At 58.1% G+C, this 12,642-nt stretch carries 14 protein-coding genes; 4 read left to right on the top strand and 10 right to left on the bottom strand.

The window, feature by feature from the left end:
- Window positions 1–30 precede the first annotated feature (30 nt).
- Window positions 31–1,251 carry an FAD-dependent oxidoreductase gene (locus QEZ52_RS04725; RefSeq protein WP_406648318.1) on the top strand — a complete coding sequence of 407 codons (1,221 nt, stop codon included), beginning with the start codon at window positions 31–33 and terminating at the stop codon, window positions 1,249–1,251.
- A gap of 104 nt (window positions 1,252–1,355) precedes the next feature.
- Here the strand turns inward: QEZ52_RS04725 and rplT are convergent, their stop codons facing one another.
- From rplT to pyk, 4 genes are all read right to left on the bottom strand, one after another.
- Complete coding sequence (rplT, locus tag QEZ52_RS04720; RefSeq protein ID WP_406648317.1) at window positions 1,356–1,721, bottom strand: 50S ribosomal protein L20; 366 nt, start codon at window positions 1,719–1,721, stop codon at window positions 1,356–1,358.
- A gap of 14 nt (window positions 1,722–1,735) precedes the next feature.
- Complete coding sequence (gene rpmI, locus QEZ52_RS04715; protein WP_406648316.1) at window positions 1,736–1,936, bottom strand: 50S ribosomal protein L35; 201 nt, start codon at window positions 1,934–1,936, stop codon at window positions 1,736–1,738.
- Window positions 1,937–2,049: 113 nt separating this feature from the next.
- Window positions 2,050–2,274: a hypothetical protein gene (locus QEZ52_RS04710; protein ID WP_406648315.1), complete on the bottom strand. Its 225-nt coding sequence runs from the start codon at window positions 2,272–2,274 to the stop codon at window positions 2,050–2,052.
- A 30-nt stretch (window positions 2,275–2,304) separates the two neighbouring features.
- Window positions 2,305–3,753: a pyruvate kinase gene (gene pyk, locus QEZ52_RS04705; RefSeq protein ID WP_406648314.1), complete on the bottom strand. Its 1,449-nt coding sequence runs from the start codon at window positions 3,751–3,753 to the stop codon at window positions 2,305–2,307.
- 153 nt (window positions 3,754–3,906) lie between these two features.
- Here pyk and QEZ52_RS04700 point away from each other — a divergent pair, with 153 nt between their 5' ends.
- The 3 genes from QEZ52_RS04700 to QEZ52_RS04690 all read left to right on the top strand — a co-directional run bounded on the left by QEZ52_RS04700 (window position 3,907) and on the right by QEZ52_RS04690 (window position 5,429).
- Window positions 3,907–4,644: an N-formylglutamate amidohydrolase gene (locus QEZ52_RS04700; RefSeq protein WP_406648313.1), complete on the top strand. Its 738-nt coding sequence runs from the start codon at window positions 3,907–3,909 to the stop codon at window positions 4,642–4,644.
- 113 nt (window positions 4,645–4,757) lie between these two features.
- The gene (locus tag QEZ52_RS04695; protein WP_406648312.1) at window positions 4,758–4,997 is read left to right on the top strand and encodes a DUF6868 family protein; all 240 of its coding nucleotides are present in this window, start codon (window positions 4,758–4,760) and stop codon (window positions 4,995–4,997) included.
- A gap of 117 nt (window positions 4,998–5,114) precedes the next feature.
- Window positions 5,115–5,429, top strand: coding sequence for a DUF1244 domain-containing protein (locus QEZ52_RS04690; protein ID WP_406648311.1), 315 nt, complete (start codon window positions 5,115–5,117; stop codon window positions 5,427–5,429).
- Between the two features lie 14 nt (window positions 5,430–5,443).
- Here QEZ52_RS04690 and QEZ52_RS04685 read toward each other — a convergent pair whose 3' ends face one another.
- The 6 genes from QEZ52_RS04685 to QEZ52_RS04660 form a co-directional block, all read right to left on the bottom strand.
- Window positions 5,444–6,631, bottom strand: a complete 1,188-nt coding sequence (locus QEZ52_RS04685; RefSeq protein WP_406648310.1) for a CaiB/BaiF CoA transferase family protein — start codon at window positions 6,629–6,631, stop codon at window positions 5,444–5,446.
- A 180-nt stretch (window positions 6,632–6,811) separates the two neighbouring features.
- Window positions 6,812–7,672 carry a D-amino-acid transaminase gene (locus QEZ52_RS04680; RefSeq protein ID WP_406648309.1) on the bottom strand — a complete coding sequence of 287 codons (861 nt, stop codon included), beginning with the start codon at window positions 7,670–7,672 and terminating at the stop codon, window positions 6,812–6,814.
- 10 nt (window positions 7,673–7,682) lie between these two features.
- The gene (gene dgcA / locus QEZ52_RS04675; RefSeq protein WP_406648308.1) at window positions 7,683–8,648 is read right to left on the bottom strand and encodes a dipeptide epimerase; all 966 of its coding nucleotides are present in this window, start codon (window positions 8,646–8,648) and stop codon (window positions 7,683–7,685) included.
- A 142-nt stretch (window positions 8,649–8,790) separates the two neighbouring features.
- Window positions 8,791–9,792, bottom strand: coding sequence for an N-acetyltransferase DgcN (gene dgcN / locus QEZ52_RS04670; RefSeq protein WP_406648307.1), 1,002 nt, complete (start codon window positions 9,790–9,792; stop codon window positions 8,791–8,793).
- Window positions 9,793–9,927: 135 nt separating this feature from the next.
- Window positions 9,928–11,178, bottom strand: coding sequence for an MFS transporter (locus tag QEZ52_RS04665; RefSeq protein WP_406648305.1), 1,251 nt, complete (start codon window positions 11,176–11,178; stop codon window positions 9,928–9,930).
- A 167-nt stretch (window positions 11,179–11,345) separates the two neighbouring features.
- On the bottom strand, window positions 11,346–12,629 hold the full coding sequence (locus tag QEZ52_RS04660) for an alkene reductase (protein ID WP_406648304.1): 1,284 nt from the start codon (window positions 12,627–12,629) through the stop codon (window positions 11,346–11,348).
- Window positions 12,630–12,642: the final 13 nt, after the last annotated feature.

Genomic DNA, 12,642 nt, shown 5'->3' with positions numbered 1-12,642 from the left:
GAGCAGGTGAGCCATGCGCCGAGTACAGACATGAAGCGTCGCGAGGTCCTTGGGGGGGTGGCAACCGGGGTGATCGCAGGGTTCATTCCCTGGCGCGGCGCGACGGCCGGCAACCACCGGTTAAAAGGATACCTGCGAACAAACTGGTCCCGGGACCCTTTTGCAATGGGATCATATTCATTCGCTGCCAAAGGGGCCAAACGATCGGATCGCCGTCATCTCAGGGACGCTCTGGGTACCCGGGTTTTCTTTGCTGGCGAGGCAACCGACCCAAGACAACATGCAACGGTCCATGCTGCGTTTGAAACCGGGCAACGCGCCGCACAGGATGTGTTGCATCAAGGTCAAACGAATGTTGCGATTGTCGGCGCAGGAATGAGCGGCCTGTCTGCCGCTCATTTTCTGGCAGCACGTGGCGTTCGGGTCCAGGTCTTTGAGGCCAGGGGCCGCATCGGAGGGCGCATCTGGACCGATCAGTCGCTGGGCATCCCTCTGGATATGGGAGCCAGCTGGATTCACGGTACCCGTGGCAACCCGCTGTCCAAACTGTCAGATGCTCGCAACCTGCCCCGGATCGCGACGGATGACAGCTATCTCATTCGGGGGAAGAACGGCACAATCATCGCGGACCGAGACGCCCCGGACTGGCTGGAAAATGTCGTTTCCATCCAACATGACGCGGCGGCGGACTACAGCCAGATCAATGTCTGGGCCGCTATGCAGCAAGATGAATATGACGGGGCAGAAGTCATATTTCCGAACGGTTACGCTCAAATTTTTGGCGCTTTGGCAGGAAACTATGATGTGCATCTGTCCCGGCCCGTCAAACGGATATCGTATGACACGACCAGCGTCACCCTGACCCTGAAAACAGGCGCATCGCAACGGTTCGACGCCGTGATTGTGACTGTGCCTTTGGGAGTTCTCAAACGCGAGACCATTCAATTTGACCCGCCTTTGCCAAAACAAAAACGCGAAGCAATCCGGCGGATTGGAATGGGGACGCTGGACAAGGTTTACCTGCAATTCGATCAGGTCTTTTGGGACAAGGAAGTAACCTGGATCGCCACACCTGAAAATGGTCTGCATCGTGGACATTTCAATGGATGGCTCAATCTCTACAAATACATCCGCAAGCCGGTGATCGTAGGCTTTAATGGGGGTCCCCCAGCCATTGCCCTGAGCGCTCTGTCAGATCGGGACATCGTTGGGCAGGCGGTGCAGACGTTGAATTTGGCCTACCCCCGCTGAGCCGCGAAGCAACCAGTGCCAACTGTACCCAAGACACACCGCAACAAAAAAGGCCGTCCCCAATTTGGGAACGGCCCTGTTTTTCACTGTCGCTGATACGTTGATCAGGCGGCCAGAGCGGCCTGTGCTTTTTCCACGATGGCACCGAAGGCTTCGGGCTCGTGCACGGCCAGGTCGGCCAGAACTTTGCGGTCCACTTCGATACCGGCCATGGTCAGGCCGTTAATGAAGCGGGAATAGGTCAGGGCCTCGTCGTGGCTCCGTACAGCAGCATTGATCCGCTGAATCCACAGAGCGCGGAAATTCCGCTTGCGGTTCTTACGGTCACGGGTTGCGTACTGGTTGGCCTTGTCGACCGCCTGGCGGGCGACCTTGAAGGTATTCTTGCGACGGCCATAGTAACCTTTGGCTGCCTTGATGACCTTCTTGTGACGGGCGTGGGTTGTGGTTCCACCTTTAACGCGGGACATATCTCAATCTCCTCTTAGCGATCGTAGGGCATGAAGCCCTTGACGATCTTGGCGTCGGGGGCAGAAAGTGTGGTGGTGCCGCGTGCGTTGCGGATGAACTTGCGGGTACGCTTGATCATGCCGTGGCGCTTACCGGCCTGGCCGCCAAGGACCTTTCCGGTTGCTGTCACCTTGAAGCGCTTTTTAGCGCTCGATTTGGTCTTCATCTTGGGCATTTCCGTCTCCTATCATTCGGGTTCGGTCGAAACGCGACTCGGCATGCCACTTAGGCCGGTCGCGCGGTCAGAGCCGCTGCTTTAGGCAAACTTGGGGCAGACAGCAAGAGGGATCAGGGCAGATATCGTGCCAAAACACCAAAAAACACGTCCGGAATCTCGGAAAATCGATAACCGCCCGAATTCGACACCATCGCAACAAGAATCAGGCCCGCTGCAATGAGAAATGTCAGCATTCCGGCGACAGGTCTGCGACCATCGCTCAGCGCGGATACGGTCGATGGCACAGCAAGGGCGGCCACGACCAAACCAACAATCAGCGCCAGATCTGAATCCAAGAGAGCGTTCCTCTGCCTGCTCCCGTCAGCCTACTCTGGATCAGTGCTGTAGATCAAACGTTCATCACAGGGTGCCACACGCAGAATGTTCGTGGTGCCCGGCACATTGAACGGCACACCGGCTGTTACAACGATCTGGTCGGTGTCGTCAGCAAAGCCCCCGGCCCGTGCAGCGCGAGCTGCATTTGCCACAGCCCCTTTGAACCGCAACAATTCCGGCGTCATCACGCAATTACATCCCCAACTGAGACACAGCCGACGGGCCGTACCCTTGAGCGACGTCATGGCAATGATAGGGACAGCAGGGCGTTCGCGGGCCGTCAGCAACGCTGTGGTCCCGCTTTGGGTGAAACAGCAGATGGCTTTGATTTCGGTTTTCTCGGCAATCTCTCGGGCAGCGGCAACGATGCCATCGGCCACAGTGGTGCCCTTGGCGCTGCGCGATGCGGCGATGATCTGGATATAGGTCGGGTCGGCTTCGACCTCGATGGCAACCCGGTCCATGGTTTGCACTGCCTCGATCGGATATTGTCCTGCCGCCGATTCCGCACTGAGCATGATGGCATCGGTGCCTTCGTAGATCGCGGTGGCGACGTCGGATACTTCGGCACGTGTCGGCATCGGGCTTTCGATCATGCTTTCCAGCATCTGGGTGGCCACGATCACCGGTTTCGCCGCAGCTCGGCATTTGCGCACCAACCGTTTTTGAATGGGCGGCACGGCAGCAACGGGCAATTCCACACCCAGATCTCCGCGCGCCACCATGATACCGTCTGACGCATCCAGGATTTCGTCAAATTGCTCCACGGCAGTCGGCTTTTCGATTTTCGACAGAACCGCCGCCCGCCCTTCGGCCAAGGCGCGGGCCTCGTAGACATCCCGGGCCCGTTGCACAAACGACAATGCCAACCAGTCGACTCCCAACGTACAGGCAAACTCCAGGTCTTCGCGGTCCTTGTCCGACAGGGCCGCCACAGGCAGTTCGACGTCCGGCACATTCACACCCTTGCGATTCGAGATCACGCCGCCAATCACCACGGTGCAATCCGCAAAATCCGCGCCACAATCGTTGACCTTCAGACGGATCTTGCCGTCATTGACTAACAGATGTGCGCCAGGTTCCAGCGCCTGAAAGATTTCCGGGTGGGGCAGGCAGACCCGGTTCGAATCCCCCGGCGTTTCGTCCAGATCCATGCGAAAATCCTGACCTACGCTTAGATCCTGACCTTCGTCCCCGGCAAAAACACCCACCCGCAATTTGGGCCCCTGCAGGTCGGCCAGAATGGCGATAGGGCTATCCAGGTCCTTTTCCACCTGACGAATGATCTTGTGTTTTTCCCGAATCTCGTCGTGGGTCCCGTGCGACATGTTCAGACGAAACACATCGGCCCCTGCTTCATGCAGGGCTCGGATGGTCTCGTATGTTTCTGAGGCAGGCCCCAATGTCGCTACGATCTTCACATTCCGCAGGCGCCGCATGTCCCGATCTCCTTGCTGTATTCCGTTGTGGTTTGCGTTTACGTTACGATTCCGTTACCGCAAACATCGCTACGGTGCTTATGGCGCAATTCCCTTTCCCGGGCAACTCCCCTAAACCTGCATCACATCCGATGACAGGCACATGACACCTACATGACATACACACCCTTCTATATTCACGGCGAAGACCGCCCTGCCCGCTGGCTGATCACCTGCGATCACGCGACCAACACCGTTCCTCCTGAAGTCAACGGTGGGGATCTGGGAATGGCCCGCGAGGACATGGAACGTCACATAGCATATGACGTAGGTGCCTATGAGGTGGCCAAACACCTGGGGCATCTGCTGGATGCTCCGGTGATCGCATCGAATTTCTCGCGTTTGGTTATTGACCCGAACCGAGGTGAGGAAGACCCGACGCTGTTGATGAAACTGTATGACGGATCAATCATTCCCGGCAATCGTCACGCGGATGCTGCCGAACGCGATCGGCGACTGGAGATGTGCTATCGGCCCTATCATCAGGCGCTGGCCCGGTTGGCCGCCCTGCCCCATGTGGTGATCGTTTCGGTCCACTCCTTTACCCGGCAATTGCGCGGTCGCGCACCGCGTCCGTGGGAAATCGGTGTTCTCTACCCCCCCGGCGAACGTTTCTCCCCCGCGCTGATCAACATACTCAGGGCCGAAGGCGATCTGTGCGTCGGTGAGAACGAACCTTATACCGGCCATCTGCCTGGCGATGCCATCGACAAACATGCCACGCAGCACAACCGCCCCAACACGCTGATCGAATTGCGCAATGATCTGATTGCAGATCATACTGGCCAACTTGCCTGGGCCGAACGGTTGGCCTCGCTCCTGCCCCCTGCGTTGGAAAAAAGCGGCCTGTGACGGCGGGTGCGCCTTTTGCCTGCCTCTCTGGTGCTCAGGGACAGGGTTTTGCTGGAGACCAACGCAAACCCCATGTATCCTGAGACGGACACGGCATTCCGCAAGGAGAGATCATGACTCAAGAAACGCTGACAGCGGCCTTTGGCTGGATGGCTGTCCTGAATATTGGATTTCTGGCAATAGCCACCTGCATGCTTTGGGCAATGCAGGATTGGATAGCCGGCGTTCATGCCCGTATGTTCAAGATGCAGGAAGCCGATGTACGCAAAGCGTATTTCGATTATCTGGCCAAGCTCAAAATCCTGACCATTGTCTTTGCCGTGGTTCCCTATTTCGCGTTGAAGATGGTCTGAATAACAAAGGCGCGACACCACATAGAAATCGGATTCGGGTGCCTGATTATTGTGAAATTGCGCCTTGATTGCTAGATCAGGATTCAAACGCCCAATTTACAGCATCGGACACGGACAATGGACCAGCAAACCGAAATCGAAATTCAGGCCGCTGCCTTTCGCCGCCTTCAGGAACACCTGATGAAGGACCGCACCGATGTGCAAAACATCGACCTGATGAATCTGGCCGGGTTCTGCAGGAATTGCCTGGCCCGCTGGTATCAGGAGGCCGCGGCCGAACAAGGTATCGAGTTGGGCAAAATCGAAGCGCGCGAGAAATACTATGGGATGACGATGGACGATTGGAAGTCCAAGTATCAAACCGATGCCAATCCCGAAAAACAGGCCGCTTTCGAAGTCGCGTTCAAGGAAAACGTGACCGACAAATCCTGACATCCAACTCTGTCTTAAGCAGCGCCAATCACGCCTCTGTTCCTAAGCGTCTGAATCTGTTGCGGTGACAGCCCCATATCGCTCAGAATGGCATCCGTGTCCGCCCCGTGCGGGCGCGGCGACGCATCCAGCCGCGGGCTACCGTGATCATAGCTGTACCCGGCCACGGCAAACCCGGCGCCGCCCAGATCCTGAATCACGGCGCGGGAACGGAACTGTTCTTCGTTCAGCGACTCTTCCAATCGACGCACCCGTGCCGCAGGCACGTGATGAGCGTTCAACACGTCTTCCCAATGCTGTGCGGTTTCGGTGGCCAGAACTTCGCTCAGGAACGCGGCATCCTGCGCCCGGCGCCCCCCGATTTCTGACCGGGGGGTGTTCTCAATCTCATCTGCGGCGCTGTCATTGCCCAGCGCGCGCATCAAATTGGCCATCTGGCGATTGGTAAATGCTCCCAGCATCACCTGACCGTCGGCCGTGTCATAACAACTGTACCCCGCCAGCGTCGGATCCTGATTGCCGTTGGGGCGCGGCCCCGTTCCTGTCGCCAGCGTTGTCTTGGTGTGTGAATTCATCAACATCAGCGCGCAATCAGCCATGGATACGTCAATCTCACGCCCCAGCCCCGTCACCTGGCGCCCATACAAAGCGGCGGAAATCGCCAGCGCGGCCTGCGATCCAGTCCCATAGTCGATCATCGCCGGTCCTACGCGAACAGGCGTGGTGTCGGGTGTGCCATTGCTGGTCATCACCCCGGCAAAGGCCTGAATCACGATATCATAGGCCGGGTGGTCCTGCTTTGGTCCTGTCTGCCCAAAGCCACTGATCGAACAGAAAATCAAACCCGGGTTCAACGCTTTTAACCGCTCGTACTCTAACCCCAGACGTCGCGCCGCCGGGCGGGTATCATTCTGAACAACCACATCGGCACCACGCACCAGATCGTCAAAGACGGCGCGCCCTTCTGGCGCTTTCAGGTCCAACGCCAATGCGCGTTTGCCCCCGCCCTGGGCCTGAAAGAACAGCCCCATACCCTGATCATTCAGATCTGCAATTGCGCCATCATCGCGCGTCATGTCCGGCGCGCCCGGGGCTTCGATCTTGATCACTTCTGCCCCAAGAACGCCCAACTGATAGGCGCTGAATGGACCAGCAAAGACATGGGTCAGGTCCAGCACCCGAAGTCCCTCGAATGGTCGCATGTGATAACCTCCGCGTTTCTCAAAAGCTAGGTAAGCCAAGAGACCAGAACTTATCCCTTTGCGGCACCGCAAGAGTCGTTTTCAATCTCTTGCACAGGCCGCAAACGGAAAAAGGGTGGAAAACGAAAAACGGGCTGATACATCAGCCCGCTCCCCACTTGGAATGAATTCCACTCGAATTCAGATTGCCTGTTTGCGGCTTTCATCCAGATAGATTTCACGCAAACGTTTGGCAATTGGGCCCGGCGTGCCGTCCCCCAGCTGAACACCGTCAATTTCCACAACCGGCATCACAAAGGCGCTGGCCGAAGTCGTAAAGGCCTCATCAGCTTCCTTTGCTTCATCAATGGTGAACAGCCGCTCTTCAATTTCCATCTGGGCCTCTTCGGCCAGACGCAGAACGGCGGCGCGGGTGATGCCGTGCAGGATGTCGGTCGACAGCGGGCGGGTCACGATCTTGCCGTTCTTAACAAAATAGGCGTTGTTCGACGTGCCTTCGGTGACATGACCGTCTTCGATCAGCCATGCATCGTCGGCACCTGCCTTTTTCGCCATCATCTTGCCCATCGACGGATACAACAGCTGAACAGTCTTGATGTCGCGACGGCCCCAGCGGATATCCTCGATCGAAATGATCTTGGCCCCTTTGCGGGCGGCAGGGCTGTCAGCCAGTCCCGGCTTGTTCTGAGTAAACAGAACGATTGTCGGCTTGGTATCAGCCGATGGGAACACAAAATCGCGATCACCATCGGACCCGCGCGACACTTGCAAATACACCAGCCCCTCGTTGATCTCGTTCACTTCAACCAGTTTGCGGTGGATTTCCAGCAGCTCTTCCTTGGAGCACGGCTCGGCCATCTCCAGTTCGTCCAGCGACCGCTTCAGGCGGACGGCGTGGCCGTCAAAATCGATCAGCTTGCCATCCAGCACGCTGGTCACCTCATAAACGGCATCGGCCATCAGGAAACCACGGTCAAAGATCGACACTTTGGCTTCGGTTTCGGGCAGATATTCGCCATTTACATATACGGTACGGGTCATGTTGGTCTCCTCAACCCCAGAGTGCCGGTTTGGGCGGGTGCACCCCGGCGGCGTCAAAATTCAAAGGCTCCGCACGGTCTTCGGCCAACAGCAGCGGCCCGTCAAGGTCCGTAACCGACGCGCCCTGGGCAACAATCGTCGCAGGTGCCATCGCCAACGAAGAACCGACCATACAGCCAACCATGACGTCATACCCCTGTGCCAGCGCTTCGTCGCGCAGCTTCAGCGCTTCGGTCAGACCGCCGGTCTTGTCCAGCTTGATGTTCACCACGTCGTATTTCCCGACCAGTTTCGGCAGGCTTGAGCGGTCATGACAGCTCTCATCGGCGCAGACCGGAACGGGGCGATCCATGCCGATCAGGGCCTCGTCTTCACCAGCGGGCAACGGCTGTTCGACCAGCTCAACCCCCAGTTCAACCAGATGCGGTGCCAGATCGGCATAGACCTCGGCGGACCAGCCTTCATTGGCGTCGACAATGATCTTGGCATCCGGCGCACCCGCGCGCACAGCCTGCAAACGCGGCATGTCATCGGGGGTGCCCAATTTGATCTTCAGCAGCGGGCGATGTGCGTTTTCCGCCGCCTGCGCCTGCATGTTCTCGGGCGTGTCCAGCGACAGCGTATAGGCGGTAATTTCCGGCTTGGGTTCAGGCAATCCAGCCAGTTCCCATACGCGCTTGCCGGCCTGTTTGGCCTCCAGATCCCACAGGGCGCAATCCACTGCATTGCGGGCGGCACCCGCTGGCAACAATCCTTGCAGCTCATCACGATTAAAATCGGCGGGCAAACCTTCAATTTCCGCAGTCACGCTCTCCAACGTTTCGTTGTAACGCGCATAAGGCACGCATTCGCCCCAACCGGTCACGCCATCTTTCTCGACCTTGACGGTCAGCACTTTCGCCTCGGTCCGCGAACCGCGCGAAATGGTAAATACCTGTGCCAGCTTGAACACATCCGATGTCACGGAAATCCGCATGGGCCATCCCTCTCTTTCGCAAGGTGTCACCCCTGCCCGAACGAACGGGCTGTGCGCACCGCCGCTCCTTCATCTTGCCAAAAAAACTCCCGCCGGAGGCTCCCGCAGCAAACGCTAGGACCCTCCGCCGGGCGTCGTTAGATCAGACCGCAGCCAGCGCGTCCACCAGGCGACCGGCACCATGGCGATAGGGATCAACTGCGGGCAGCCCCATGCGCTCTTCAACCTGCGCCAGATAGGCTACGGCTTCGTCTTCGTTCAGGTGCTGGGTGTTGACGGAAATGCCAACGATTTTGCAATCTGCATTTGCCCGCTGGGCCAAAGGCAATGCCACGTCCCGCAGTTCCTCCAGCGACGGCACCGAATACTCGGGCAGGCCGCGCATATGTTCACGGGTCGGTTCGTGGCACAGGATCAGCGCGTCCGGCTGACCGCCATGCACCAACGCCATTGTCACACCGGAATAGGACACGTGGAACAGCGACCCCTGACCTTCGATCAGGTCCCAATGATCGTCTTCATTGTCCGGTGTCAGATATTCAATCGACCCGGCCATGAAGTCGGCGATAACCGCATCCAGCGGCACACCATGCCCCGTGATCAGGATGCCCGTCTGGCCCGTCGCACGAAAGGTTGATTTCATCCCGCGTTCATGCATTTCAGCGTCCATCGCCAACGCAGTATACATTTTGCCGACGGAACAGTCGGTGCCCACGGCCAGGCAACGTTTGCCGGTTCGGTTCTTTCCGTTGGCAATCGGATATCCCACGGTCGGAACCCGGACGTCATGCAACGTGCCCCCATGGGTCTGGGCCGCAGCCACCAGATCGCCTTCGTCACGCAGCAGGTTGTGCAGGCCGGATGCCAGATCGTATCCCATCTCCAGCGCCGCGATCAGCACCTCTTTCCACGCAGGAGAGATCAGGCCACCACGGTTGGCCACGCCAATCACCAGCGTCTTGGCACCGGCTTCCTTGGCCTCGGCCAGGGTCATTTCAGTCAGACCCAGATCCGCACCGCATCCGGGCAGGCTGATTTGACCCACAGCGTGATCCGGACGCCAGTCACGAATTCCAATGGCCACTTTGGCCGCCAACATGTCGGGCGCGTCGCCCAGGAACAACAGATACGGTGTTTCGATCATTGCGCTAACTTTCCCCAGAAGTAATTTCTGGCTATATTCCTTCGGTTCGTGCGCAAATTTCTCTCGAAGTTCAGTTTTGGACACCAATTATTAGAAGAATCTTCGAACCTTTTGGGGTTTTGAGCAAGATTTCCTCTATAGGTCAGCTTGAGTTCCCTGTTCCTCTTCCTCGATCCATGAATCAGCCTGCAGCACCCCAGGTTGGGCCATGCCGATGATGCCCATCGCTTGGGCTTCACCGGTTTCTTCTGGCGGAGCCTCCTGAACGCGGCGCACCAATGCAACTGCCGCGCCGCCAAGACCGACCATAACAAACAGCAACTGCAACCCGCGCCCGTCAAACAGCGCTATGGCATTGGGCCCCAGAACCGTGCCGATCAACAAGCCAAGATTCAACAGGAACACCATGGTGCCACTGGCCGGAACCACCTGCCCCGGGCGCAGTTGGTCATTGGCATGCGCTGCCAGTATCGAATAAGTCGGATAGGTCCCCATAGCGATGGCCGCAAAGCCAAACACCAAACGCGACGGAGAGGTGTCGAACACCATCCACAAACCAGAAAGCGCCGTCAGAATACCAAGCCCGATCACCACATACCGTCGGTCAGTTTTGTCCGAAATCCACCCCACCGGATATTGAACCAACGCCCCCGCAATCAACGAAACCACCAAGGCACCCGATGCCTGTGCCGCCGTAAACCCCTGTTGCAAGGCATAAAGCGGCAGCGAAATAAACTGCGCCGACATACCGATGCTCATCATCACGATCCCCACCACCGCCAGGGGTGACACCCGGTATAGGCGCTGAACCGGCATCCGTTCGGGCGCGGTATAATCTGGTGCCTTGTTGTTCGACAGCAGCAGCGGCACAATCGAGAGCGAGATCAGGATCGACACAACCCCAAACAGCAGATTGCCGGACGGATCAGGGAAACCGACCAAGGCCGTCCCCCCCGCCGGACCAACCAGCTGGATCACGAAATAGACCGACAGGATCTGGGCGCGGATGCGGTTTTCCGCCTTGGCGTTCAACCAGCTTTCCGTGATCACATAAAGCCCGGGGTAGCAAAAGCCCGACAGGAAGCGCATGGCGCTCCAACTGTAGGCATCCTTGGTCAGCAGGTGGATGATCGCCGCGATCGACACCAGAGATGCCAAGGCGGAAAACACCCGGATATGACCGACCTTTTCCACCAATCGTGGAGCGATGATCGTCCCGGCCAACGCTCCAAACGGATAGCAGGCCTGCATCATCGAGATCGTGAAGTCCGAGAACCCAAGCTCATTGCCCCGAATGGTCAGAAGGGTCGCCAACAGCCCGTTCGCGACCATCAGCATCATCATGCCCAGAAACAGGGCCCAGTTTTCCATCAATGCGCGCTTCATGCGACCTGTGTGTCACAGCATCGTCGCCGGAACTGTTTCATTTGCGGCATGGTCAAAGTCGCCAATCAACCTGTGCCGACCTTTTTCGCCAACAGAACTTTCTGGCCACATTCAGACCCTGCCGTTCTTGGGTCATGTCTCTCTCGGGCCAATTGGCCATTTCATCGTTATGTGGTTACGGGCCGGTTGCCGCGCAACGAACCTCCGATCAGGGACTGTGGCATGGTGGTGAAACGCCCCGGTCCCTGTTCGAGATTGGGATAGTCGATGTACCCTTCTGCCCCTGCCCCATAAAATGTTTCACGCTCATAAACCGTCAGGTCAGCCCCCTGCCGCAGCCGCTCGGGTAAATCCGGGTTTGACAGGAACCATCGGCCGAAAGCGATCAGGTCATAGCTGCCATCGGCAACAGCGGCGGTCGCGGTCGACGGGGTGAACCCACCGGCCCCGACCAGCACACCGTCGTACAGATCGCGATAGCCCCGATTGCGCATCGGGTGGCGATAGGCGTCCTCGGCTTCGGGGGATTGAGACAAACCGCCCACTCTGGGTTCCGTCAACATCAGATAAGCCAACGGAAAGGCATTCAGCCCCTCCACCGCATGGGTATACAACGCCAACGGATCACCATCACGGACCCCAAAATAGACCTGCCGCGAGTGCCCTGTTTCTGGATCCAGATGCGTGGGGGACAAACGGACACCGACCCGACCGGGCCCCATTTCGTCAACCAGCGCAGCCACCACGTCGAACAACAGGCGGCATCTGTTCTCGAGACGTCCACCATAGCGATCACTACGCTGGTTCACCCCGTCATTCATAAACTGCTCGATCAGATATCCGTGCGCCGCATGCAGTTCCACCCCATCGAATCCAGCCCGTCGCGCCAAAGACGCGGCATGGCGGTAATCCGCGATCAGACGCGGGATTTCGTCGATCGGAAGGGCGCGTGGCAGGGTAGCCCCCTTGTCCCAATTGTATTGGTTCCCCGTCTCATTGCTGGCTTCGATCGCGGTGGCGGATGATGACACCGGCGGCAATGGCGCATCTGTCCCCTTCACCAGTGGGTGTTGAGCAATCTCGGGCTGTGCGACGCGGCCTGTGTGCAAGAGCTGACAAATTATCCGCCCTCCCTTGGCGTGGACCCGCGCGACCACCGCGCGCCAGGCCTCCATTTGGGTTTCTGTCCAGATCCCGGGCACCTGTCCGCCCTTTTCCGTTACCCGTTGGTAGATCGTCCATATCGGCGTCGCCTCGGGCGAAATATGCACCGCTTCAGTGATCAGCAAACCTCCGGCACTGGCGCGTTGTTCATAATACGTGGCAGTTTGCTCCGTCGGAGCCAGTGTTAATTCGTCTGCACGAATGCGGGTCATCGGGGCCAGCACCACACGGTGTTGCAGGGCGATACGCCCCGTCGTGATAGGGTGGAACAATGCGGCGTTAATCATGGGAATCCCTCAT

It is taken from the genome of Aliisedimentitalea scapharcae (assembly GCF_045277565.1).
Lineage (GTDB): Bacteria > Pseudomonadota > Alphaproteobacteria > Rhodobacterales > Rhodobacteraceae > Aliisedimentitalea > Aliisedimentitalea scapharcae.
This window is presented reverse-complemented; position numbering and strand designations above follow the sequence as displayed.